This window comes from Nonomuraea sp. NPDC050202, assembly GCF_040656115.1.
Taxonomy (GTDB): domain Bacteria; phylum Actinomycetota; class Actinomycetes; order Streptosporangiales; family Streptosporangiaceae; genus Nonomuraea.
This window is the reverse complement of the sequence record NZ_JBFALF010000001.1, coordinates 841742-865061: the sequence shown is the minus strand read 5'-3', so window position 1 is coordinate 865061 and position 23320 is coordinate 841742. Positions and strand designations below refer to the sequence as shown.

Annotated in this window: 19 protein-coding genes and 1 riboswitch; of the genes, 13 read left to right on the top strand and 6 right to left on the bottom strand. The window is 71.4% G+C overall.

The annotated features are described in order from the left end of the window. Positions 1-38: 38 nt before the first annotated feature. A riboswitch (cyclic di-AMP (ydaO/yuaA leader) is annotated at positions 39-175 on the top strand. Between the two features lie 12 nt (positions 176-187). Both AB0I79_RS04205 and AB0I79_RS04200 read left to right on the top strand, forming a co-directional pair. Continuing rightward, positions 188-898 (top strand): CHAP domain-containing protein, encoded by a 711-nt coding sequence (locus AB0I79_RS04205; protein ID WP_357866608.1) that lies wholly within the window; start codon positions 188-190, stop codon positions 896-898. Positions 899-1057: 159 nt separating this feature from the next. Next, complete coding sequence (locus AB0I79_RS04200) at positions 1058-1663, top strand: hypothetical protein (protein WP_357866605.1); 606 nt, start codon at positions 1058-1060, stop codon at positions 1661-1663. Between the two features lie 8 nt (positions 1664-1671). Here AB0I79_RS04200 and AB0I79_RS04195 read toward each other — a convergent pair whose 3' ends face one another. Beyond that, positions 1672-2565 carry an alpha/beta hydrolase gene (locus tag AB0I79_RS04195; RefSeq protein WP_357866603.1) on the bottom strand — a complete coding sequence of 298 codons (894 nt, stop codon included), beginning with the start codon at positions 2563-2565 and terminating at the stop codon, positions 1672-1674. 85 nt (positions 2566-2650) lie between these two features. Between AB0I79_RS04195 and AB0I79_RS04190 the strand changes: the two genes are divergently transcribed. Continuing rightward, positions 2651-3208, top strand: a complete 558-nt coding sequence (locus AB0I79_RS04190) for a CGNR zinc finger domain-containing protein (protein ID WP_357866601.1) — start codon at positions 2651-2653, stop codon at positions 3206-3208. An 81-nt stretch (positions 3209-3289) separates the two neighbouring features. Here the strand turns inward: AB0I79_RS04190 and AB0I79_RS04185 are convergent, their stop codons facing one another. Both AB0I79_RS04185 and AB0I79_RS04180 read right to left on the bottom strand, forming a co-directional pair. Beyond that, a complete protein-coding gene (locus tag AB0I79_RS04185) occupies positions 3290-5206 on the bottom strand; it encodes an ABC transporter ATP-binding protein (protein WP_357866598.1) in 1917 nt (638 codons plus the stop codon). After that, complete coding sequence (locus AB0I79_RS04180) at positions 5203-6888, bottom strand: ABC transporter ATP-binding protein (RefSeq protein WP_357866596.1); 1686 nt, start codon at positions 6886-6888, stop codon at positions 5203-5205. Before AB0I79_RS04180 ends, AB0I79_RS04185 begins: the two co-directional genes overlap by 4 nt. A 175-nt stretch (positions 6889-7063) precedes the next feature. Between AB0I79_RS04180 and AB0I79_RS04175 the strand changes: the two genes are divergently transcribed. Continuing rightward, positions 7064-7288: a hypothetical protein gene (locus AB0I79_RS04175; RefSeq protein ID WP_357866594.1), complete on the top strand. Its 225-nt coding sequence runs from the start codon at positions 7064-7066 to the stop codon at positions 7286-7288. A 237-nt stretch (positions 7289-7525) separates the two neighbouring features. Here AB0I79_RS04175 and AB0I79_RS04170 read toward each other — a convergent pair whose 3' ends face one another. Continuing rightward, on the bottom strand, positions 7526-8017 hold the full coding sequence (locus AB0I79_RS04170; RefSeq protein ID WP_357866592.1) for a hypothetical protein: 492 nt from the start codon (positions 8015-8017) through the stop codon (positions 7526-7528). Between the two features lie 158 nt (positions 8018-8175). Between AB0I79_RS04170 and AB0I79_RS04165 the strand changes: the two genes are divergently transcribed. Further along, complete coding sequence (locus AB0I79_RS04165; protein ID WP_357866589.1) at positions 8176-8808, top strand: response regulator transcription factor; 633 nt, start codon at positions 8176-8178, stop codon at positions 8806-8808. A 51-nt stretch (positions 8809-8859) separates the two neighbouring features. Here the strand turns inward: AB0I79_RS04165 and AB0I79_RS04160 are convergent, their stop codons facing one another. Together AB0I79_RS04160 and AB0I79_RS04155 are read right to left on the bottom strand one after the other, a co-directional pair. Continuing rightward, positions 8860-9393, bottom strand: coding sequence for a hypothetical protein (locus AB0I79_RS04160; RefSeq protein ID WP_357866586.1), 534 nt, complete (start codon positions 9391-9393; stop codon positions 8860-8862). Positions 9394-9402: 9 nt separating this feature from the next. Beyond that, positions 9403-14145 carry a hypothetical protein gene (locus tag AB0I79_RS04155; RefSeq protein ID WP_357866583.1) on the bottom strand — a complete coding sequence of 1581 codons (4743 nt, stop codon included), beginning with the start codon at positions 14143-14145 and terminating at the stop codon, positions 9403-9405. Between the two features lie 327 nt (positions 14146-14472). Between AB0I79_RS04155 and AB0I79_RS04150 the strand changes: the two genes are divergently transcribed. The 8 genes from AB0I79_RS04150 (at position 14473) to AB0I79_RS04115 (ending at position 23262) form a co-directional block, all read left to right on the top strand. Next, positions 14473-14913, top strand: coding sequence for a YciI family protein (locus AB0I79_RS04150; protein WP_357866581.1), 441 nt, complete (start codon positions 14473-14475; stop codon positions 14911-14913). A 161-nt stretch (positions 14914-15074) separates the two neighbouring features. Further along, entirely contained in the window at positions 15075-16319 is a 1245-nt protein-coding gene (locus AB0I79_RS04145; protein ID WP_357866579.1) for an RNA polymerase sigma factor, read from the top strand. Positions 16320-16706: 387 nt separating this feature from the next. After that, positions 16707-18044 carry an extracellular solute-binding protein gene (locus AB0I79_RS04140; RefSeq protein ID WP_357866577.1) on the top strand — a complete coding sequence of 446 codons (1338 nt, stop codon included), beginning with the start codon at positions 16707-16709 and terminating at the stop codon, positions 18042-18044. A gap of 154 nt (positions 18045-18198) precedes the next feature. Further along, positions 18199-19059 (top strand): sugar ABC transporter permease, encoded by an 861-nt coding sequence (locus AB0I79_RS04135; protein WP_357866575.1) that lies wholly within the window; start codon positions 18199-18201, stop codon positions 19057-19059. Continuing rightward, on the top strand, positions 19056-19886 hold the full coding sequence (locus AB0I79_RS04130; protein WP_225274419.1) for a carbohydrate ABC transporter permease: 831 nt from the start codon (positions 19056-19058) through the stop codon (positions 19884-19886). The genes AB0I79_RS04135 and AB0I79_RS04130 overlap by 4 nt, the downstream gene beginning before the upstream one ends. Continuing rightward, entirely contained in the window at positions 19883-21292 is a 1410-nt protein-coding gene (locus tag AB0I79_RS04125) for a GH1 family beta-glucosidase (RefSeq protein ID WP_357866573.1), read from the top strand. The genes AB0I79_RS04130 and AB0I79_RS04125 overlap by 4 nt, the downstream gene beginning before the upstream one ends. Further along, positions 21273-22271 (top strand): LacI family DNA-binding transcriptional regulator, encoded by a 999-nt coding sequence (locus tag AB0I79_RS04120; RefSeq protein ID WP_357866570.1) that lies wholly within the window; start codon positions 21273-21275, stop codon positions 22269-22271. The genes AB0I79_RS04125 and AB0I79_RS04120 overlap by 20 nt, the downstream gene beginning before the upstream one ends. 10 nt (positions 22272-22281) lie before the next feature. Then, on the top strand, positions 22282-23262 hold the full coding sequence (locus AB0I79_RS04115) for an aminoglycoside phosphotransferase family protein (RefSeq protein WP_357866568.1): 981 nt from the start codon (positions 22282-22284) through the stop codon (positions 23260-23262). The last annotated feature ends 58 nt before the right edge of the window (positions 23263-23320 follow it).

Here is a 23320-nt window from a genome sequence, read left to right as displayed (position 1 = left end):
CGGCTATGTCAGACCATCGCACGACACATCGCAGGATCGTCCTGCGACCGCTGAATCCGCCTCAGGGCGGAACCGGGGACCCATGTCTTTGGGGCGAATCGGCACTCCGGTGCCGTAGGGCAGCTTCCACGCCCGAGCCCGTCAGCTAACCCGGTAAGCGGCATGGAAGCAAGGAGCACCTCCCTCGATGGCCAAGCACCGTATTACCGCTGTCTCGAAGAGCAACATCGCCCGCGCCGCCCTCGGCGCCACCGTCATCGCCTCGGCCCTCGGCGTCAACGCCATGACGGCCAACGCCGACACCGCCACGGGGGTCGCCGCGGCCACCGCCGCCAGGCACCCGGACACCGCCATCGCCGCCCACAAGGCCGGCGCGGCGGACGACCGTGCCGAGACCAAGATCAACGTCACTGCCGCCCAGGTCCTGGCCATGGCCAAGGCCCAGGTCGGCACCTCGGAGAACGCCGCCGGCGGCGGCACCAAGTTCCAGCAGTGGTACGCCAGCTCCCAGCGCGCCGCCGAGACCGTCGCCCGCGACGGCGGCAACCGCGCCGCGTACCTGAACGCCGCCTGGTGCTCGATGTTCGTCTCCTGGGTCGGCGAGCAGACCGGCGCCCGCCCGCAGGTCGGCTGGGACGCCTACACCGTCGCCCACGCCAAGTGGTTCGCCGCCAACAACCGCTGGGGCACCGTCGCCAAGCCCGGCGCCGTCGTGTTCTTCGCGTGGGACGGTGGCAAGAGCCTGAGCGACATCCAGCACGTCGGGTTCGTCGTGAAGGACAACCAGAACGGCACCATCTCGACGATCGAGGGCAACACCGGCAACGGCCGGGTCGAGGAGCGCATCCGTCCGAAGTCGCAGGTCGTCGGCTACGGCTACCCGCAGTACGCCTCCTGACGGAACGTTCCAGGCCGAGAGATCGCTCTTTGCCTTCCATGTGACGCGACGAGCGCGCGTCCCCACCGAGGGGACGCGCGCTCGTCGCGTTCCGGGGTTCTGTCGGACCGGCTCGCTACCTTGCCTCTTCATCCGCTTCCCTCACCCCCGGGAGCCCGCATGGGAGCCAAGACCGGCGTCATCGCCTACGCCACCAGCTTCCCCGGCGCCGAGCTCATCTGCTGCGCGCACTTCATGATCGACAATCCGTCGCGGTTCCCCGCCCACCTCGTCGAGGCGGGCAAGGGCCGCCGGCTCGTGCTGCACGCCATGCACAGCGTCGTCGACTGGGTCGCCTTCGCCGTCTGGGAGGACGGCCGCCTCGTCCGCTCGCTCAGCCTCTCCCCGGGCAACGGCGTCATCGAGGACATCGGCGAGCCGTACCCGTTCGAGCTGCCCTACTGGAACGGCGAACATCCGGTCCCGCCCACGCCCGGCCGGCCGGACGAGGGCCCGTACCCGCTGCCGTTCCACCCGCTGGAGCTGGGCGAGGACGCGCTGCGCGAGCTGCTCGGCTTCACCGTCGAAGGCTCGGTCGAGCCCGGCGACGTGGACGCGGAGGCCGTGGAACTGCTCGGCTTCACCGTCATCGACCCGGACGGGCCGACGCCGGAGGAGCGGCGCGCGGAGTTCGAGGCCGTCGTGGCACGGATGGGCGAGCCCAGGATGTTCACCTACCGGCCCGACGGTTCCGTCAGGGAGGTCAGCCTGGACGACCTGGGCTGACGGGCCGTTCAGCCACGCGAATCGGACGGCCGGCCCCACGTCCGGTCGAGGAAGGCGGCGATGAGCGGCGCGATCTCCGCCAGGTGCGTCTCCAGCGCGAAGTGCCCGGTGGGGAACAGGTGGAGCTCGGCGCCGGGCACATCCCGCAGGTAGGCGCGGGCGCCGGGCTCGGGGAAGAACGGGTCGTCGCGGCCCCACGTGATGAGCGTGGGCGGGGTGTGGGCGCGCAGCCACGCCTGCCAGATCTCGTACCGCGCCACGTTGGAGTGGTAGTCGAAGGCCAGCGCCACCTGGGCCTCCTTGCGCCCCGGCAGGTCGAGGAAGTGCTGGTCGAGCGTCCAGCCGTCCGGGGCGATCACGGCGGGGTCGGGGACGCCGGTCTCGTACTGACCGCGGGTGCCGTCCAGGGTGAGCAGGTCGCGGATCGTCCGCTCGGCGCCCGGTGTTTCGGGGCGCAGCGCGACGAAGTCGCGGGCCGCGTCGGACAGGCCCTCGCGGTAGGCGTTGCCGTTCTGGACCACGAGCCCCGCGATCCACTCCGGGTGCCGCTCGGCCAGGCGGAAGCCGACCGGCGCGCCGAAGTCGAACACGTACATCACGAAGCGTGTCAGACCGAGCCGCCGCACGAACCCTTCGGTGACGTCGGCGAGCCGGTCGAAGGTGTAGGTGAAGCCGGGCGGCGCCTGCGTGTGGCCGAAGCCGGGATAGTCCGGGGCGATCAGCCTATAGCGGGCGCCGAGGGTGTCCATGAGGCGGCGGAACTGGTGCGAGGCGGACGGGAAACCGTGCAGGAGCAGCAGCACGGGGGCGTCGGCGCGGTCGGGGTGCGACTCGCGGTAGAAGACGCGGACGCCGTCGACGTCGAGGTGGCGGTGGCTGACGCGGGCGATCGAGGCAAGCATCTCTAATTCCTTCTGGCGCAGTTGATGCATTAGGTATAGCGGGCGGGCGTCTAATGGGTCAATAGGCGGATATACCATTAGATGCATGAGTGAGCTCGGCCCGCTGACCGGGGAGCCGCTGGCTCTGGACCTGGTCAATACCCGGACGGCCGGCGGTGATCTGCTGACCACGCCCGCGGAGCTGCGGGCCTGGCTACGGCTCCAGGCCGACCGGCTCCCCCTGCCTGAGGTCCTGACCGAGGCCGACGTGGTCGCCGTGCGGCGGGTCCGCGAGCACCTCGCCCGTGCCCTCGACCGGGCCCGGCGCGGCGATGAGCCCCTGGCGGCCGATCTCGGGGCGCTCAACCGCGCCCAGCGCGCCGCGCCCGCCGTCACCGAGCTGTCCTGGAACGGCCAGGCCGTCACCGCGGCCCGCCGCCGGGTCGCCGGCTCGGCCGGGGAGCGGCTGGCGGCGTGGCTGGCCGAGGCCGCCGCCGAGCTGCTGGCCGATCCGGCCGTCACCAGGGTGCGCGAGTGCGAGGCGGACGACTGCGTGATGGTGTTCCTGCCCGCCCATCCGCGCCGCCGCTGGTGCTCGGCCGCGCGCTGCGGGAACCGGGTCCGCGTCGCCCGCCACTACCAGCGCCACAAGCCGCCCGCCTGACGACCATCCGGACGGCCGCTCTGACGCCCGCTCAGATGGCCGCTCTGGGCGGCCGCTCAGGTGGCCGCTATGGGCGGCTGCTCAGGTGGTGAACGCGTCGCGCTGGATGGTGTACAGGTCGGCGTACGGGCCGGGACGGGCGACGAGGTCGGCGTGGGTGCCCTGCTGGACGACGCGGCCGGCGTCGAGGACGACGATCAGGTCCGCCGTCCGCACCGTGGGGAAGCGGTGGGTGATCAGGAGGGTGACGGCGCCGGGGTGACGGCGGGCGGCCTCGGCGTAGCGGGCGAAGACGGCGCTCTCCGCCGGCGCGTCGAGCGAGGCCGTCGGCTCGTCCAGGACGAGGAGGAGCGGGGAGCGGCGCATCGAGGCGCGCGCCAGGGCGAGCTGCTGCCACTGCCCGCCCGACAGGCGGTGGCCGCGCTCGAAGGTGTCGCCCAGCTCGGTGGACAGGCCGTCTGGGAGGGCCGCGACCAGGCCGGTGGCGCCCGCGCGGGCCAGGGCCGCCGCCACGGCGCGCCGGTCGCCGAGGCGAGGCAGGTCGCCCACGCCGACCGTCTCGGCGGCGGTCAGCTCGAAGCGCGCCAGGTCCTGGAAGACGGCGCTGATGCGCTGCCGCCACGCCCGGGGTGTCAGGACGTGGAGGGGGACGCCGTCCGCCAGGATCTCGCCCCGGTCGGGGCGGTAGAGGGCGCACAGGAGCTTGGCCAGGGTGGTCTTGCCCGAGCCGTGCGATCCGACCAGGGCGACCGTGGCGCCCGCGGGCAGGTGCAGGTCGAGATCGTGCAGGACCTGGCGGCTGGTGCCGGGGTAGGTGAAGGACACCTGGTGCAGGGTGATGCCGCCGGTGAGCCGCTCCGGCGGGGTGTGGGGGCGCGATCGGTGATCGGCGCTCCGGCCGGGCGGGGGCTGCCTGGTGCTCTCGTGCGGGACAGACGGGCGGGCGCAGCCGCGAGGCCCGGCCAGGCCGGCGTAGTCGCGGAGCCAGGCCAGGCGGGCGGCGGCGCGCAGGCCCGCCGCGACCGAGCCGACGTGGAACGCGAGCCGCGACGCCTGCGTGACGAACTGCACGCCGACCGTGGCCACCAGCACGATGTCCCCCGCCGTGGCCGCCCCCTGCCGCGCCAGCCAGGCGGTGTGGCCGAGCGCGCCGACGTACCCGGCCAGGAACGTGGCCGAGCCGGCGAAGGTGAGCAGCCCCGCCCGGATCCCGGCCCGCGCCTGGACGGCCGACACCTCCTCCCAGCACCGGACGGCCATCCCGTCCAGGGCGGACGCGGCTGCGCTGAGGCGGACCTCCTTGGCGGGCTCCGCGCCCGTGACCGTCTCCGAAAGCTGTTGCTCCAGCCGGGTGGTCTCGGCGGTGCGTTCGGCGGCGGCGTCGAGATGGCGGGCGGCGCGGCCCCGTACGAGCAGCGACGGCAGGACGGCGCCCCCGAGCACGAGCGGCAGCAGCGGATGCACGGCGGCCATCAGCACCACGCCCAGCCCGATCTGCACCGCGTGCTCCACCACCAGGGCCAGCGCCCACACCGCGAAGTAGAGCTGCATGCTCTCCTCGCGCAGGGTCTGCAACCGGTCGAGGTAGGCCGGGCGCTCCAGGTGCTCGACCGTGGGGACGCCGGAGGTGAGCGTGAGGATCTCCTCCTGGACGGCCACGCCCATCCGCTCGGCCAGCTCCTGCATCAGGGCCAGCTCGGCCCGCCCCAGCGCGACGCCCGCCGCCACCGCGCCTCCCGCCGCCAGCGCCCACAGCGCCGCCTGGACCGGACGGCCGACGGTGGCGGTGTCGGTCAGCTCCCGCAGGAACACGCCCACCAGGCCGTGGCTGACCGCGCCCGACAGGAGGAACGCGGCCAGGACGAGCCCGGCCCGCGGGTCCGTCCGCCAGGCCAGGAGCAGCAAGGTACGCAGGGTGCCCCACGTGGTGGGGCGCCCTCCTGCGGGCTCCCGGGCCGGATCGGCGGGCCGCCGCGCGCCCTCCGGGGCGCCGGTCATCGGTCGTCCCTGGCGATCAGGTCCGCCTGGAGGCGGTACCAGCGCGCGTAGTGCCCGCCGGCGCTCATCAGCTCGATGTGGCTGCCCTGCTCGATGATCGCGCCGCCCTCCAGGACCACGATCCGGTCGGCCCGCCGGACCGTGGCGAAGCGATGCGAGATGAGCACCAGGGTGCGCCCCCGGGTGCCGTCCAGGAGCCGTTCGAAGACCTCCCGCTCGGCGCGGGCGTCCAGGTGGGCGGTGGGCTCGTCCACGATCAGGGCGCGGTGACGGCCCGCGTTCATGGCGTACACGGCCCGCGCCAGGGCCACCTTCTGCCACTGACCGCCCGACAGGTCGCGGCCGCCGGTGAAGGCGCGCGACAGCGGCGTGCCGAGACCGTCAGGAAGGACGTCCAGCAGATCGAGGGCGTCGACCGCCTCCAGCGCCGCGAGCACGTCGGCGTCCGTCCCCTCGAACGCCGGGTCCCCGAGGCGGATGTTGTCGCGCAGCGGGAGCGGGTAACGCACGAAGTCCTGGAACACCACGGCTGCCGGGCCCGTGGTGGCGGTGCCGAGCCGCGGGGTGTAGAGGCCGGTGAGCAGCTTGGCCAGGGTGGTCTTGCCGGCGCCGTTGCGGCCGACGATCGCCAGCCGCTCCCCCGGCCGCACCCGCAGGTCCAGGCCGTCCAGGACGGGACCGGCGGCGTGGGGGTAGGCGAAGGTCACGCCGGTGAGCTCGATGCCGCCGCGCTCGGGGGGCGGCGGAGCGGGCACAGGATCCAGGAGGCGGGTGACGGCGCGGAACGGCTCGGCGGCGTGGGCGATGTCGAACATCTGGTGGCCGCCCGCCCCGTACGCGAAGACCAGCAGGGCGGCCACCACGCACTGCGCCAGCGCCCCCGCCTCCAGCCACCCCTCCCCGGCCTGCCGGCCCAGCACGGCGAACGTGCCGCACGCGGCGACCGCCTGCGTCCCCAGCACCCATCCGTACCCCCGCACCACGGCCCGCCGCCCGCGTGCCTGCGGGGCGAGGTAGGCGCGCATCGCCGCCACGTAACGTCCGACGAAGAACGACTCCAGCCCGAAGACGCGGATCTCCTTGGCGGCGCCACCTGGCCCGCCCGCCACCCCGGCCAGGTAGTCGGCCCGCCGCCGGCGCCGCGCCTGATCCGGGCTGTCGACCAGCGACTCCACCCCTCCGGGACCGACCAGCATGGCCTCGATGCGCCGGTTCTGGGCCAGCGCGAGCACGAGCGCGGCACCTCCCAGCCACCACACGTGCACCGACAGGACGACCGCGCCCAGCGCCGCCGAGGCCAGCCGGCCCAGCTCGCCCGCCGCGGCCACCGCCGCCGACCCCGCCGTCCGGCCCCGGTGCCCGTGGAGCGCCAGCCGCACGTCGGCCTGCACCTGAGGGCTCTCCAGGCGCTCCAGCGGCATGGCGACCGTCGCGGCTCGGACGCGCTCCCGCAGTACCCCGTCGATGCGGCGGGCCACCGCGGCTCCGGCCGGTTCGCGCAACGCCGTGCAGAGCTCCTGCGCGAGCAGCACCCCCAGCAACCCGGCCAGCGGAGCGAGCCCGCCGCCGGAGGTCAGCAGGCCGAGCGGGACGGTGCTGAGCGGGCCCAGCACCGCCGCACCCGCCGCGAGCACCGCGAACGGCACCACCCGTCGTACCCCGGCGAGCGGCAGCAACGCCATCAATCCAATGTGACCGCATCGGCCTGCCATGCACGCGACCGTAACCCGGCTCCCCCGCACAGGTCAAACCAATGTGACCGCATCGGAAAACCTGTTCTCGGTCACGGAAGAACCCGGCCGGCGCCGCGGCCGCCCCCTGCGGGTCGTTCTCCATGGGGATGTGACCCGCCCCCGGATGCGCACCAGCCGCGTGTTCGGCATCTCCGCGGCGAACCGCCCGGCGTACCGCACCTCCTGGAAGGTGTCCGCCGGCCTGCACACCGCGTACCTCAGCACGCACGACATGGCCGGCGTGCCGCCGGCCGGCGACCCGCTCGCCGCCAGGACGGCCGTGCGCCTGTCCGACCTGACCGGACGGCCGTGCGCCTGTCCGATCCGGCCGGACGGCCGTTCATCCTGACCACCGCCGGCTGCCGGCCGCTGATCACGGGCGCGGCGCTGGCGGCCGGGAGCGCTGGACATCGCGATTGAGGCGGACGCGGTCGCCGGCCCTGGCCGTCCCGTCGCTGGAGGACTGCGCGCCGACGGCGCGCGTCTTCCTCGACGAGCCGGCCGCCTTTACATTGTAGATCTTATCCGTCGGCGCCCCGAGGCCGGGCGCCGGAGGGGCCACGGGCAGGTGGCCCGGTGCGCCCGATCACGCGCAGCCCAGCTTCCTGGCGGCGATCGCCAGCTTCTTCCCGGCCATCGGCTCGTCGTCGACGAAGAGGCTGGCCATGCCGCCCTTGCTCAGGTAACCGCCCGTCACGTACATGGAGTCGGGCACCGACTTCCTGGTCTCCCCGCCGAACTGGAACGTGTCGATGGACAGCCCGCGCTCGCGCAGCAGCGCGCGCACCTCGTTCACGTGCTTGTTGCGGTAGGGCACGCAGTGCATGGGCTCGCCGCGGGTGTCGAACGGGCCGCCCCACTTGATCTCCTCGCCGGGCTTGGCGGCGCGGCCCAGGAGAATCTCGGCGGCGCCGGTGAAGTCCTTGGCGACCTTGAGTCCGATGTGACAGGTCCGCTGCCGCCCGCAGTTGTCCCGGTCCAAGGTCTTGACCTTGTCCTCGTGGAGGTACGGCGTGTCCGGCTGCTGATAGTGCTTCGTGTAGAGCTCCTCGAAGCGCCGCCGCTCGGCTGCTCCCACGTCGTCTTCCTTCTGATCCGGAAATCTCACATGAGGGTAGATGTCCGGCTTTATCGGGATGTGACAGGCGGGGTTGACGGACGGCTTCTCCCGGGTCAGTCTCGACTTCAGACCGTACAGAATCATCGTCTTGGGGGCAGACGAGTGGAGAACGGGCATTGCATGACGAGCTGACCCGTGTCGTCGTCATGGTGGAGGGATCGCTGCTTCAGGCAGTGGCGTTCGGGGGGCTCCTGCGGGAGATCTCCTCGGATCTGCGCGTGCTCACCGTGGTGCGCCGGCTCGACGAGTACCGCCGTGCGGTGGAGGCGCGCGTTCCGGACATCGCGCTGCTCGACGTGCGTTCGCTGCACCCGATGCTGATCAAGGTCGTCCGGCGGCTGCGGGAGACGGTGCCGACGGTGAAGATCGTGCTGGTGGTGGGCGTCATCGACCCCGGCGGCGCGCGGGAGGTGATGCGGCTGGGGGTGAGCGGGCTCTTCTCCGGCGAGGCCGATCCGCGGGGCCTGTTACGCGGGCTCAAGGTGATCGGCGCCGGCGACGTCGTGATGGACGGGGTCGCCTCCGGCCTGGTCTTCCGCGAGCCCGGCGGGGCCGCGCCCGAACTGACCGCGCACGAGCTGAGGATCCTGCGGCTGGTCGCGCGGGGCATGCGCAACGACGAGATCGCCCGGCAGCTCGCGATCAGCCAGTCGACCCTGAAGCGCAACCTCAAGCCGATCCTGACCAAGCTCGACGCCACCGACAGGGCGGGCGCGCTGCTGGCGGCGGCCAAGGCCGGCCTCCTCTGACACCGGATGGGGCCGCTCCCGGCACGGCCCGTGCCGGGAGCGGCGTGCGGGTCAGCCCCGCTCCGTACCCACCTCCACCCTGGCGTGCGCCTCCCCGGGGATCGGGCGCCGCACGGTCACCTGGATGTCGTACTCGCCGACCATCGGCACCGCCACCTCGGCCGCGTACCACCCGGTCTTCCCCGGCACCTCGGTCATCGTGATCGGCCCCGTGCGGTGGGCCATCGGCATCGCGACCATGTCGGCGTACATGGCCACGCTCGCGCGCCCGATCGGGTCGTAGGTCCTGGTGCTGACCTGGGCCTCCACCCTGACCCTGAGATCACCGAGGTGGCGGGCGGCGACGTGCACGGCCGGGACGCCCGCCGGCGCGGAGGCGACCGGACTCGGGCCGGCGCCGGTGGGGGGCGGGGCGGCGGGGACCGGGTCCGTCACGGCGAACGCCAGCGCCGCGATCAGCGTGGCCACCGTCAGCCCCGAACCGGCGCCGACCAGGAAGCCGACGCGGAACGCGCGGGTGCGGGTCTGCCCCGCCGGGTCCGGCCTGGCGGGCCGGGCCCGCTTCGTCGTCTTCGTCATCGCCATCGGGCGCTCCTACTCTGCTCGCGATCGCGTGGCCGTACCGTCCGCACTCGCCGTACCGTCCGCACTCGCCGTACCATCCGCATCCGCCATGCCGTTCCCCCCGGCGGTGCCGTTGGTCCCGGCGGTGCCGTTCGCACCCGCCGTGCCGTCGGCGCCCGCCGTCCCCTCCGCCGCCCTGCCGGGTGCCGTGCCGAACGGATGGTCCGGCAGCTCGATGAGGTCCGGCTGCTTGGCGCCGAGAACGCGGAGGATGCCCCACTGCCCGCCCGTGAGGTGGCGGGCCAGCGTGCCCGAGCGGTACAGGTAGTCGCCCGGGATGCCGCCGGGACCGCCCGCGCCGCCCGTCACGGCGGGATCGAGGTGGATGTTGTAGGCGACGCCCGGGTTGAACTGGCCCTGGAAGGCCGCGATCTGCGACTGCGGATCGTCCGGGGAGCGGCGCCAGGTGTGCCCGTGCAGGGCGAAGCCCGTCGAGCGGGGGTCACCGACCACCTGCGCCACTCGCAGCCGTACCGGGTCCTTGGGGTAGGCCCGGAACAGCGGCGTCGCCGGGTCGCCGTGCACCGTGCTGGAGAAGATCTTCGCCAGATCCTGGTGGGCGGCGTACCGGTGGCTCCACGGCTCGTTGCTGTAGTTGATCGCGAACTCGCCCTGGTCCTCGGGGTCGTCGGCCTCGCGGCTCGGGGTGAGGGCCAGGTCGACGTTGTCGGGCACCGGCTGGTCGTCGGCGACGTTGCCGTTGGTGTCCTTGCGGAACAGCGACAGGTCGCTGTTCATGAGGATGACGTGCTCGCGGAAGTCCTTGCCGTTGGGGTCCACGATCACGGCGTCCACGCCGCTCTTCAGGTCGGCGCCGGTCCTCGGGTCCTTGTACGTCGATCCCTTCGGCTCGATCACCAGGCCGCCGAAGAGGCCGTGGTGGCCGTGGCCGAGCGGGTCGGCGTAGTCCTGGAGCACCCCGAGACCCGTGGCGCCGTCCTCCTCCGGCGCGTACCAGCGCAGCAGGCGCGACTGGCCTACGTCCACGAGCGTGTCCGGGGAGTTCCAGCCGACGTTGGACCCCGCGCCCTGGACGTGGTAATCGACCATGGCCGGTCGCAGGCCGACCTTCGCGCTGACCGGCATCGGTTTGAAGCCGGGCACGTTGTGCTCGTTCCTGGGCGGCTGGTCCAGGCACCCCGGCAGCGCGAACCCGCCCTGGGACGGGTCGCGGAAGCCGAGCTGGCCGGGCTCCGTCCCCTCGAAGCAGTGGGGCTGCATCTTGGCCCGGTCGAGCTGGTTCTTCAGGGTGATCTCGATGCAGTCGCCGGCGTTCGCCCGGATGACCAGCGGCTCCGGCTTCCTGGTGCCGGCCTTGACGGCCGCGACGTCCTCCTCCAGCGCGTACATCGCGCCGCGCGGGTCGTGGTCACCGGCCTTGTTGTAGGTGATGTCATGGTTGAAGGCGACCACGGTGTACCTCTTGATCGGCGCCGTGATCGTGCCGTCGGAGGCCTGCGGGCAGGGGTTGTTCTCGCCGACCGCCGGTAGCCTGGCCGCCTGCCCATCGGCCCGGACCGGCCCGGGATTGGCGCAGGGCGGCGGGTCGCTGCCGGGCAGGAGCTGGAGCCTGCCGGTGTAGGACTGGGCGCCGTTGCAGCCGCGCACCTCCAGGATCCCCCAGGTGCCAAGGAACCAGTCGTCGGCGCCGCCGTAGTTGTAGAGATAGGAGCGTACGAAGAACGGATCCATCGGGCTGGGCAGCTCGTAGCCCATGTCCAGGCGCATCTCGAAGTACTCCAGCATGCCGATGTGCTGCGCCTGCACCAGGGGGGACTGCGGGTCGTTGGGCTCGTGTCTCCACCGGAACCTGTCCAGGTTGAACCCGTGGGATTCCTCCTGCGAGAGCTGGAACAGCCGCCACTTGACCTTGTCGCCCTCGTACGCCCGGGGGATCGGGGTGTTAGGCAGGCTCTCCGCCCGGAACATGCCCGCCGGGTCGAAGGCACGCGAGCGCTCGAACGGCTCAAGACGGTAGTTGATGCCCATCACGCCCTGGTCGTCGGCGCTGGAGGGGAACTTGGCCGGGAAGATCGGCACGCCTTCCGGGGTGACGAACCGGTCGTCGTTGGGGTCGCTCGCATCGGGGGATTTGAACATCGGCACGTGGTCCTCGATGAAGAGCGAGAAGTTCCGGTAGGACTCCCCATCGGTGGGCTTGCCGTGGTAGTCGGTCGTGGGGGTGCACCGCACGTCGACGATGGTGCCGATGCTGACCTGCGCGCCCGACTCGGAGTCGTGGAACGTGCAGCCGGGCGGGTGGATGGTGGCCCCGCCGAACAGGCCGTTGTCCTGGTGCACGTTGGGGAAGAAGTGGTCGTGGAAGGAGTTCGTCGCCGTGTCGGCGTGGACGAAGTCCCTGTAGGTGTACTCCTTGTTGGGGGCGGCAGCGTCGGCGCCCTGGTCGTAGTTCCAGCCGTTGGCCGCGCCGTCGGAGGACAGCACGTCGAACTGGACCATGTGCTGGTGGATGCCGACCTCGTTGGTGATCTGACGGCGGTCGAACACCGTGCCGCCGAAATCGGCCGGCAGGTCGTTGCGCAGGTGGTAGACGACGCAGTCACCCACGTTGAGCAGTGGTGAGAAGGGCTCCGGCTTCTCGCCGTTCCTGATCGCGGTGACCTTGGCGTCCCGTTCCGCCGAGGTCGTCCCACCGACGTAGATGCGGCTCTGCGGGTTGTTCCAGTCGAGGGCGCCGCCGGTGTAGCTCTGTTTGAGCTGGATGGCCGAGACGTAGAACGTCTTGACCGGGATCGGCTTGCCGTCGGAGCGCGCGGCCGGGCACGGGTCCTGGAAGAATCCGCCGGGCACCTGACCGCGGTCGTCGGCGGCGCGGATCTCGGCCGCGGTGGGCGGGAACGCGGCGCCGGTCTTCCGCTCGGCGACCGACAGCGGCGCCTTCGGCCCCTTGAAGCCGAACTTGCCCGGGATGAAGTGCGGGAATCCCGGCTCGTCCGCCGTGGGCGCCGGCGGCGCCGGATGGTCGGCGAGCGGGATGAGCCGGGGGATCTGCGTGGTGTCGGGGTTGCGGCGGGTGCCGTCCTCGAGCTTGTCGAACGTGCGGTTCAGCCCCCACATGCCGTTGGCGAAGTGCGGATACAGGTGGCAGTGGAAGATGATGTCGCCGAAGGTCGCCGGCTTGCCGTCGTGGGCGCTGCCCGCGCCGCCCTCCATGATCAGCGAGTAGTGCGAGCCGGGGCTGACCGCCTGCACGTCCAGCGCGTTGGTGACCGCGATGTGGTGCGTGGCCTTGCTGATCTCGTCGAGGCCGCCCTCGTCCTTGGGGTCGAACGGCCACCGGTTGACGTGCTGGTGGAACGTGTGCGTCTCGAACTCGGCCGGATGGATCAGCCGGAACTGCGTCGGCTCGCCCCGGTAGCTCGGGAAGACCAGGTCGCCGCCGCCCGGATCGCCGAACGGCCAGGACGACAGGCTCGTCTCCTCGCCGATGCACTCGGCGGCGTTGAACCCCTGCGCGGCCCGGGTGGCGGCGGGGCAGCCCACCTCCTCCCGGTTGAACCCCGGCTCGGCGCGGTAGTTGAACGCGAACCACTCCAGCTTCACGGGCACCTCGCCCTGCACGAGCGCGTCGGCGTCGCCGCCCGACAGGTCCGGCAGCGTACCGGCCTTCAGCTTGGCCAGCTCCGCCGCGGTCGGCTCGACACAGCTCCCGCTCTCCCCTTCCTCGTCGCGGCACAGCCGCGTCAGGATGCCCGGCTGCGCCTCCACCTCGTCGTGCATGAACACGACCTGCTCGCGGAAGTCCTTGCCGTTCGGGTTCTGGATGACGGCCCGGGTGCCGGACTTGAGCGGCTGACCGGTCGAGGAGTCGATCCAGGAGGCGCCCGGCGGCTCCACCATGATCGCGCCGAAGGCGCCGAAGGCGTGCGAGCCGATGAAGTTGCCCGCGCCGGTCTGGTGCGAGCTCATGTCGGCGCCGTCCTTGAACTGGAACTCCCCTTCCACGCCGGCGAACAGCCGGTAGGCCACCGACGCGCCCGGCGCGGCCGTGGAGGCCGCGTTGTTGCCGACGGCCGTGCCGTCCGAGGTGGTCACGTCGTAGGTCAGCCCGTCGAAGTGCATCGAGGCGTGCGGCGCCTTCGAGGTGTCGAACTGCACCTTGCGCGCCGACTTGGACGGGGCGAACTGGCGCTTGGCCGTGGTGACCGCGCCCGGGGTGGCGACGAGTGTCTCGCCCGGCAGCGTGAAGACCGACTCGCCGGGGTCGAACTCCAGGTCGGGGGCGGGCTCGTGCAGCCTGTTGGTGAACTTGACGGCCACGCAGTCGCCCTTGTTGACCCGCAGGGTGAGCGGTTCGACGAGGTCACGCTGGGCGAACGGGTCGGCGGCCTTCTTGAACGTGGACCGTACGGCGGCGATGTTCTCGTCCAGGACGTACATGCGTCCTTCGGGGACGACGTCACCGAAGCGGTTGAGGAAGAGCGGGATGTTGATCAGGGACACGTCGAACGTCCTGACCGGGGCGCTCGACGTGCAGGGATCGGCCGCCGCGGCGGCGGGGGCCCGTTCGGCCAGCGCCGTGCTGAAGCTCCACATCCCCCCTCCGACCGCGATCAGCCACGCCGTGGCCACCGCTCCCAGGAGCAGACGCAGCCCGATGCCGCGGCGTCCGATCCTGATGAGCACCACGGCGAGGGCGATTCCCGCCAAGCCGACCGTGGACAGGTCGGCCACCGCATGGGAACCCACCATGCGCTCCTTTCGCTGAGGGGTGCAGGGGACTGGGCGTGAGGGCCGCCCCCAGTACCGCCCGCGCGGCGGGGCGTGGGCAACGACGCGGGCGCAACCTGACCCTCCAGGTCCACAAGACGGCCCGCCCGGGCGGCCGGGGTGACCGGGCGGGACCACCCCGGCGAGCCGGATCGGCCACGGGGCGCCGGGCCGGGGTGGCCGCCGAGGATGGCACTCCAGTACGTTCTGGGCGGCATCGCGGCCGGTTTTCCGGGGCGTGTCGATTCGCGCCACAGTTGTCCGACGCATCGGTGAGAGCCGGTACGAACCGAAGGAGACACGACACCGATGAAGTTCATGATCGTGGGCAAGGCGAGCGCCGAGACCGAGGCCGGGGTGCTGCCCAGCCAGGAGCTGGTCGACAACATGCACGCCTACAACGAGTCGCTGGCCAAGGCCGGGGTGCTGCTGGCGGGCGAGGGCCTCTACCCCAGCTCGTACGGCGCGCAGATCGCCTACAGCGGCGGCAGGGCGAGCGTGATCGACGGGCCCTTCACCGAGGCCAAGGAGCTGATCGCCGGATTCTGGCTGATCCAGGTCAAGTCGCGGGAGGAGGCCATCGAGTGGGCCCTGCGGGTGCCCGTGCCGCCGGGGCACGAGGGGGTCGGGCTGGACGTGTGGCGGGTGTTCGACGCCGCGGACGTGCCGGATGACACGCTGCCGCCGCAGGAGCGCGCCCGCGAGGAGGCCCTGCGCGAGCGCCTCGGCGTGGACGACCCGGACGCCTGACCCGCCTGCGCTTCACCGGTGACCCGGGGGCGCCCGGCCCGCCGGCGGTGCACGTGCGACCCGGGCGCCTGACCTGCCCGCGGTCCACCTGCGGTCCGGCGGCTGACCAGGCGTGCCCGCCCGGGTTGCGTGGGCGCGCGCCCGGCTGGTCTCATGGCCCGGTGACGGCTTCAGACACCCACCGTGCCATCGAGGCGGTATGGCGGATCGAGGCGCCCCGGCTCATCGCCGGGCTCGCCGGGCTCGTGCGTGACGTCGGCCTGGCCGAGGAGCTGGCGCAGGACGCGCTGGTCGCCGCCCTGGAGCAGTGGCCGGAGTCGGGCGTGCCGCGCAACCCGGGCGCGTGGCTGATGACGGTCTCCAAGCGCCGCGCCATCGACCTCATCCGCAGGAACGAACGCCTCCAGCGCAACCTCGTCGAGCTCGGCCACCGCCTCGACCTGGAGGAGGAGCTGCCCGAGGTCGACGAGATCGAGGACGACCTGCTGCGGCTGGTGTTCACCGCCTGCCACCCCGCGCTGTCGATGGAGGCCAGGGTGGCGCTGACGCTGCGCGTGCTCGGCGGCCTGACCACCGACGAGATCGCGCGGGCGTTCCTGGTCCCGGAGTCCACGGTGGCCCAGCGCATCGTGCGGGCCAAGCGCACGCTGGCCGACAAGCGCGTCCCGTTCGAGGTGCCGCAGGGGGCCGAGCTGGCCGGGCGGCTGTCGTCGGTGCTGGAGGTCATCTACCTGATCTTCAACGAGGGTTACTCGGCCACGGCCGGCGACGACTGGATGCGCCCCGGATTGTGCGAGGACGCGCTGCGGCTGGGCCGCGTGCTGGCCGGCCTGATGCCCAAGGAGCCCGAGGTGCACGGCCTGGTCGCGCTGATGGAGATCCAGGCCTCCCGCTCGGCCGCCCGCGTGGGCCCGTCGGGCGAGCCGATCCTCCTGCTGGAGCAGAACAGGGCCCGCTGGGACCGCCTGCTCATCGGCCGCGGCCTGGCCGCGCTCGACCGCGCCGAGGAGCTGTCCGGCGCGCCGGGCCCGTACACGCTGCAGGCCGCCATCGCCGCCTGCCACGCCCGCGCCCTCACCCCCGGGGACACCGACTGGGCGCGGATCGCCGGACTCTACGAGGCGCTGGCCAGGATGTCCCGCTCGCCCGTCGTGGAGCTCAACCGGGCGGTGGCCCTGTCGATGGCCTACGGCCCGGCGGCCGGGCTGGAGCTGCTGGACCAGATCGTGGCCGAGCCGTCGCTCCGGGGCTACCACCTGCTGCCCAGCGTACGGGGCGACCTGCTGTTCAAGCTGGGCCGGACGGACGAGGCGCGGGCGGAGTTCGAGCGGGCGGCGGGGATGACGCGCAACGCCCGTGAGCGCGCGCTGCTGGAGGAGCGCGCCGCCGCCTGCCGCACCGGGTGAGGCTCAGGCCATGGGCGCCCGGGCGTCGCCGAAGGAGATGAGCACGTCCACCGCGCCTACGGTACGGCCATCCGCGCGCCGCCGCGACCGGTGACCGGCCCTCGTGACCGGGGGAAAGGGGCGGCGGTGCGGGTGACATGCCCTTGATGTGACACGAAAGGTGCCTCTTGAGGTGGGAGCGCTCCCAATCGGCTCTTTGGGGTGTTTATCCCTATAAAGCCAGTTTCAGTAGTCCAAACTGCACCATTGGTAACGGTTACGTTTCGCGGGATTGACGTGCTCACCCGCTGAGTGCACCCTTTGTGGGAGCGCTCCCAAAGACTCCCACCGCGGCGGAGCGCGTGCCGCGGTGCACTCCCCCACCATTCACCCGAGAAGGGGTCCACCATGATGATCAGCAAGCGTCGCGGCGGCATCGCCGCGGCTTCGGCCTTGGCCGCGGTGGCGCTGACCGTCGCGTCCTGTGGTTCCGGCGGCACTTCGGAGTCCAGCGCTCCAGCGTCATCGGCGGCGGCTGAGCCCGTCACGATCAGGGTCCAGACGTTCGGCGGCGGCGAGAACTTCGGCTACAAGAACGCCATCGCCAAGTGGAACGCCGAGCACAAGGACATCCAGATCAAGCACGAGAACCTCACCGACCAGTTCGAGCAGCAGTACTGGCCGCAGATGATCCAGTGGCTGACCTCTGGCTCCGGTGCGGGCGATGTGGTCGGCATCGATGAGGGCGGCATGGGCCTGGCCAAGGCGCGCTCCGAGTGGTGGGCCGACCTGAAGGAGTACGGCCTGGAGTCGCGCAAGGCCGACTTCCCCGCGTGGAAGTGGGAGAACGGCGTCGCAGCCGACGGCAAGCTGTTCGGCCTGGGCACCGACATCGGCGGCATGAGCATCTGCTACCGCAAGGACCTGTTCGAGAAGGCCGGCCTGCCGACGAACCGCGACGAGGTCAGCGCCCTGTGGCCGACCTGGGACGAGTTCATGACCGTCGGCAAGAAGTTCCAGGGCAAGGTCAAGGACACCAAGTGGGCTGACGGCACCAACACGCTGTACCAGGTCGTCCTCTACCAGGAGGCGGCCAAGAACGGCAACGTCAGCTACTTCGACACGAGCAACAACCTCATCGTCGACAAGAACCCGGCGGTGAAGACGGCCTTCGACTTCGCCCAGAAGATGACCCAGCAGGGCCTGACCGCCAAGCTGCGCAACTTCACCGACGAGTGGGCGACGGGCACCCAGAAGGGCTCGTTCGCCACGCTCGGCTGCCCGTCCTGGATGCTCGGCGTGGTCAGCGGCAACGCCGGCGACGACGCCAAGGGCCAGTGGGACGTGGCCTCGGTGCCCGGTGGCGGCGGCAACTGGGGCGGCTCCTGGCTGGCCGTGCCGAAGCAGAGCAAGCACCCGAAGGAAGCGGCCATGGTGGCCGACTACCTGACGCAGGCGCAGACGCAGGCGACCGTCTTCACCGACTTCGGCAACATGCCGAGCAACACGAAGGCGCAGCAGGACCCCGCCGTCCAGGGCGCGACGAACAAGTTCTTCAACGACGCCCCCATCGGTGAGATCTTCGCCAAGTCCGCGGCGAGCCTCCAGCCGGTCTTCCTCGGCGTGAAGCACGCCCAGGTCAAGAACGCCATCGAGTCGGTCATCCAGGGCATGGACGACGGCTCCGTCTCTCACGACAAGGCCTGGCAGCAGCTGGTCGACGACGCGGTGAAGGCCGCGGGCTGATCATCCCCGCCCGGCCCGCCAGTCGCGGGCCGGGCATGTTGCCGCCGAAAGGTCTGTTATGAGCCTCGACACCCTTCCGCGGGCGTCACGGAACACCCATCGCCGTGAACGCCCGCCCGGCCGCCGCTGGCGTTCCCGACTGGACGTCAAAGCGATGCCGTACGCCCTGGTGTCTCCCTACTTCATCCTGTTCGCCGCCTTCGGGCTCTTCCCGCTGGCCTTCACGCTCTACTACTCGCTCTACGACTACGACCTGACCGGGACCACGGAGTGGGCCGGGTTGGGCAACTACACCGCGCTCCTGGGTGACGACGACTTCTGGCGCGCCACGGTGAACACGGTGGCCATGTTCCTCATCGCCACCGTCCCCCAGATGTTCCTGGCCCTGTTCCTGGCCAACGCGCTGAACAAGCACATGAAGTTCCGCCTGCCGATCCGGATGAGCGTGCTGCTTCCGCTCGTCACGTCGGTGGTCGCGGTCGCGGTGGTGTTCACGCAGCTGTTCGCCCGCGACTGGGGTCTGGTCAACTACCTCCTCGGCCTGTTCGGCGTCGACAGCACGAACTGGCGGGCCGAGCGCGTCCCGTCGTGGATCGCGATCGCCACCATGGTCGACTGGCGCTGGACCGGCTACAACGCGATCATCTTCCTGGCCGGCATGCAGACGATCCCGCGCGACCTGTACGAGGCTGCCTCGATCGACGGCGCCTCGCGGCGCAGGCAGTTCTGGCAGATCACGCTGCCGATGCTGCGGCCGACCATGATCTTCGTGGTGCTCAACTCCACGATCGGCGGCCTGACGCTGTTCTCGGAGCCGATGACGTTCTACAACGGCAACCCCGACGGCGGCTCCCAGGGCCAGTTCCAGACGGTGGCCATGTTCGTCTACAAGGAGGCCTTCCGGGAGTTCGACTACGGCTACGCCTCCGCGGCCGCCTGGCTGCTGTTCCTGCTGATCCTCGTCGGAGCAGCGATCAACTTCCTGTTCGTGCGCAGGATCGGGGGCACGCGATGACCGTCTGGAAACCGACCGTCCTGACCAGGGTGCTGCTGGGGCTGGCCATCTTCGTCTCGGCGTTCCCGCTGTACTGGATGCTGGTCATCGCCTCGCGGACGAACGCGGACGCGGTGGCCTCGCCGCCGAAGTTCCTGCCCGGCGGGAACCTGGGCGACAACATCGTGCGGGTTCTCACCCATCCGGAGGCGCAGTTCCTCCTGGGCCTGACGAACTCGTTCATCGTGGCGAGCGTCGTCACCGTCTCCGTCATCCTCATCTCGACGCTGGCCGGCTTCGCCTTCGCGAACCTGAACTTCAAGGGCCGCAACGCGCTGCTGCTGCTGGTGCTGCTGACGATGGCGGTGCCGCTGCAGCAGATGGGCGTGGTGCCGCTCTACCGGCTCATGGTGAGCCTGGAATGGACCAACACCCTCAAGGCGGTCATCCTGCCGTACCTGCTCAACGGGTTCGGCGTGTTCCTCATGACGCAGTACACCCGGCAGTCCGTGCCGATGGAGCTGGTCGAGGCCGCCCGGGTGGACGGCGCCGCCACGCTGCGCATCTGGTGGAACGTCGTGCTGCCGGCCGTGCGGCCCGGCATGGCCGTGCTCGGTATCAACACGTTCATGCTCATGTGGAACGACTACATGTGGCCGCTGATCGTACTCAACCAGGAAAACCCGACCGTTCAGATCGCGATCAACGGGCTCAACGCGAGGTTCTCCACGGAGTACTCGCTGATCTTCGCGGGCACGGCGCTGTCCATCATCCCGCTCGTGCTGGTTTTCGTCCTCTTCGGCCGTCAGATCGTCGGCGGACTCATGGAAGGTGCGGTCAAGGCGTGACGACTCAAGAAGAACAGACGCGTGCCGAGCTGCGCTTCCCCGCGGGTTTCGCGTGGGGGGCCGCGACGTCGGCGTACCAGATCGAGGGTGCCGTCGCCGAGGACGGGCGCGGCGTGTCGATCTGGGACACCTTCACCAAGACGCCGGGCCGGGTGCTCAACGGGCACAACGCGGACGTGGCCATCGACCACTACCACCGCTACCGGGATGACGTCGCCATCATGGCGGACCTGGGCCTGTCGGCCTACCGGTTCTCCGTCTCCTGGCCCCGCATCCAGCCGTCCGGTTCCGGCGCCGTCAACCACAAGGGCCTGGACTTCTACAAGCGGCTCTGCGACGAGCTGCGCCAGCACGCCATCGACCCGTGGCTGACCCTCTACCACTGGGATCTGCCCCAGGAGCTGGAGGACAAGGGCGGCTGGCCCAACCGTGACACGGCCTACCGCTTCGCGGAGTACGCGGCGGCCGTGCACGACGCGCTCAAGGACTACGTCCACACCTTCAGCACGGTCAACGAGCCATGGTGCGCCGCGTTCCTCGGCTACGCCTCGGGCGAGCACGCCCCGGGCAGGCGCGAGCCGGAGAACGCGATCAGGGGCGCGCACCACCTCAACCTCGCTCACGGGCTGGCCGTCCAGGCGATGGACGCGCGCAGGGTCGGCGGCTGCGTGAACCTGTACGCCATCACCCCGGAGACCGACAGCGAGCGCGACCTCGACGCGGCCCGCCGCATCGACGGCCTGCAGAACCGCTTCTTCCTGGACGCCCTGCTGCTGGGCCGCTACCCGGAGGACGTGCTGGCGGACCTGCCGTTCGACAAGGACTTCATCGAGCCCGGCGACATGAAGACCATCAACGCGCCCATCGACGTGCTGCTCGTCAACTACTACAGCCGCTTCACGGTCTCGGGAGCACCGGGAGGCGCGCAGTCGGCGGCGGCGGCCCCCACGGACTCGGGTTCCCCGTGGGTCGGCAGCGAGCACGTGTCGTTCGTCAACGGCGGCCGGCCGGTCACCGCGATGGGCTGGGAGATCGACGAGGGCGGCCTGGTGGAGATCCTCACCAGAGTGGCGCGGGACTACCCGCCGATCCCGATGGTCGTCTCGGAGAACGGCGCGGCCTTCGAGGACGTGCTGGACGACGGCCGCGTCCACGACCGGGAGCGGCTGGCGTACGTGGAGGCCCACCTGGGCGCCTGCAAGCAGGCCATCGACGCGGGCGTGCCCCTGGAGGGGTATTTCGCCTGGTCGCTGATGGACAACTTCGAGTGGGCATGGGGCTACGGCAAGCGGTTCGGCCTGGTCCGGGTGGACTTCGAGACGCAGGAACGGCTGGTCAAGGACAGCGCGCTCTGGTACGCGGAGATCATCCGGCAGAATAGGCGCCATGAACCGACCGACTCTTGAGGCAGTCGCGGCTCGGGCCGGGGTAGGCCGGGGCACGGTGTCTAGAGTCATCAATGGCTCGCCGAACGTCAGCGCGAAGGCCCGCGAGGCCGTCGAGCTGGCCATCCGCGAGCTGGGCTACGTGCCCAACCGTGCGGCGCGGGCACTGGTCACGCGCCGCACGGACACGGTGGCCCTGGTGGTGTCCGAGTCCCAGTTCCGGGTCTTCGACGAGCCGTACTTCGCGGGCACGATCCGCGGCATCGGCTCGGCGCTGGCCGAGACCGGGTTGCAGCTCATCCTGGCGATGGCGCGCACCCCGGAGGAGCACGCGCGGCTCGAGCACTACCTGACGGGCCAGCACGTCGACGGCGTGCTGCTGCTGTCGCTGCACGGCGCCGACCCGCTGCCGGGCAGGCTGGAGGCGATGGGCGTGCCGACCGTGCTGGGCGGCCGCCCCGTCGGCCTCGACCCCTACAGCTACGTGGACATGGACAACAGGGCGGGCGCCCGGCAGGCGGTCAAGCACCTGCTGGGCCTCGGCCGCAGGGCGATCGCCACGATCGCCGGGTCCCAGGACATGGGCGTGGGCGTCGACCGTCTTTCGGGCTACCGCGACGCGCTGCTGCCGTCGGGCCTGCCGGAGCTGGTCGCCTACGGCGACTTCTCCGAGCACAGCGGCGCGACGGCGATGCAGGAGCTGCTGCGCACGCACCCCGACCTCGACGCCGTGTTCGCCGCCTCCGACCCGATGGCCCTGGGCGCGATGCGCGTGCTCAAGGCCGAGGGCCGGTCCGTCCCCCGCGACGTGGCGGTGATCGGGTTCGACGACTCCAAGGCGGCGCTGCACGCCGATCCGCCGCTGACCACCGTGCACCAGCCGACCGAGGCCATGGGCCGGCAGATGGCACAGTTGCTGGTGGCCAGGATCAACGGCGAGGAACTGCGCCAGCCTGTCGTGATCCTCGACACGCATCTGGTGCGCAGGGAATCCGCCTGAGAGGGGTGACGTGGACAGCAGGACGAAGCGCCGGTTATCCGACGCTGAACTCGGCGCGCTGGTGCGCCGCGCGGTGGGCGCGGACGTCACGGCCGCGACCGAGCTGACCGACGGCTACGCCAACGCCGTCTGGCGGCTGAAGCTGGACGACGGGCGCGAGGCGGTGCTCAAGCTGTCTCCCCCGCCCGAGCTGGAGCAGCTCAGCTACGAGCGCAACCTGCTGCGCATGGAGGCCGCCGCGATCGGCCTGGCCGCCGCGGCGGGCGTGCCCGTGGCGGGGCTGCTGCGGGCGGGCTACGACGACCCGGTGCTCGGCGGCGACTACCTGCTGCTGGCCGCGCTCGACGGCGTGTCGTGGAACGACGTCAAGCCGGACAACCATGCGGAGCTGCGCAGGGAGCTGGGCGGGCATCTGGCCAGGTTCAACGCGGTGACGGGCGAGGTGTTCGGCTACCCGCACGCCGGGATCACGGGCGCCACGTGGCGCGAGGCGTTCCTGGCCATGACGGCGGCGCTGCTCGGCGACACCGAGCGGTACCCGACGCCGCTGCCGCTGCCCGCCGGGGAGGTCATGGCCGTGTTCGAGGCCGCGGCGCCGGCGCTGGACGAGGTGACCACGCCGCGGCTGGTGCACTTCGACGTGTGGGCGGGCAACGTCTTCCTCGACCTGAGCGGGACACCCAGGATCCAGGCGATCATCGACCACGAGCGGGCCTTCTGGGGCGACCCGCTGGCCGAGTTCGTCACGCCGACGATCTTCGGTGAGCTGGCGGAGGACGATCCGCTGCTGGCGGGCTACCGCGAGGTGACCCCGCTGGAGCTGACCCCGGCGGCGCACACCAGGCTCGACCTCTACCGCGCCTACCTGTACCTGATCCTGCTGATCGAGAACGGACCCCGGCAGTACCCGGCGGACGAGTACGCCAGGGTCCGCGATCTCGCGACGGCGTCGCTGAGCGGCGTGCTGGACCGCCTCGCACGCGCGTCCTGACGCGGTGTCAGCGGCCGGCGTGCCGGACTGCCACGCACGCGCGTCCTGACGGCGCCAG

Bases quoted from the DNA above. Each gene is read 5' to 3' on its own strand.
- AB0I79_RS04130 (WP_225274419.1), top strand. From the start codon at position 19,056: ATGACCGTCTGGAAACCGACCGTCCTGACCAGGGTGCTGCTGGGGCTG.
- AB0I79_RS04135 (WP_357866575.1), top strand. From the start codon at position 18,199: ATGCCGTACGCCCTGGTGTCTCCCTACTTCATCCTGTTCGCCGCCTTC.
- AB0I79_RS04120 (WP_357866570.1), top strand. From the start codon at position 21,273: ATGAACCGACCGACTCTTGAGGCAGTCGCGGCTCGGGCCGGGGTAGGC.
- AB0I79_RS04155 (WP_357866583.1), bottom strand. From the start codon at position 14,145: ATGGTGGGTTCCCATGCGGTGGCCGACCTGTCCACGGTCGGCTTGGCG.
- AB0I79_RS04140 (WP_357866577.1), top strand. From the start codon at position 16,707: ATGATGATCAGCAAGCGTCGCGGCGGCATCGCCGCGGCTTCGGCCTTG.
- AB0I79_RS04185 (WP_357866598.1), bottom strand. From the start codon at position 5,206: ATGACCGGCGCCCCGGAGGGCGCGCGGCGGCCCGCCGATCCGGCCCGG.
- AB0I79_RS04160 (WP_357866586.1), bottom strand. From the start codon at position 9,393: ATGGCGATGACGAAGACGACGAAGCGGGCCCGGCCCGCCAGGCCGGAC.
- AB0I79_RS04190 (WP_357866601.1), top strand. From the start codon at position 2,651: ATGAGTGAGCTCGGCCCGCTGACCGGGGAGCCGCTGGCTCTGGACCTG.
- AB0I79_RS04150 (WP_357866581.1), top strand. From the start codon at position 14,473: ATGAAGTTCATGATCGTGGGCAAGGCGAGCGCCGAGACCGAGGCCGGG.
- AB0I79_RS04195 (WP_357866603.1), bottom strand. From the start codon at position 2,565: ATGCTTGCCTCGATCGCCCGCGTCAGCCACCGCCACCTCGACGTCGAC.
- AB0I79_RS04205 (WP_357866608.1), top strand. From the start codon at position 188: ATGGCCAAGCACCGTATTACCGCTGTCTCGAAGAGCAACATCGCCCGC.
- AB0I79_RS04175 (WP_357866594.1), top strand. From the start codon at position 7,064: ATGCGCACCAGCCGCGTGTTCGGCATCTCCGCGGCGAACCGCCCGGCG.
- AB0I79_RS04180 (WP_357866596.1), bottom strand. From the start codon at position 6,888: ATGGCGTTGCTGCCGCTCGCCGGGGTACGACGGGTGGTGCCGTTCGCG.
- AB0I79_RS04200 (WP_357866605.1), top strand. From the start codon at position 1,058: ATGGGAGCCAAGACCGGCGTCATCGCCTACGCCACCAGCTTCCCCGGC.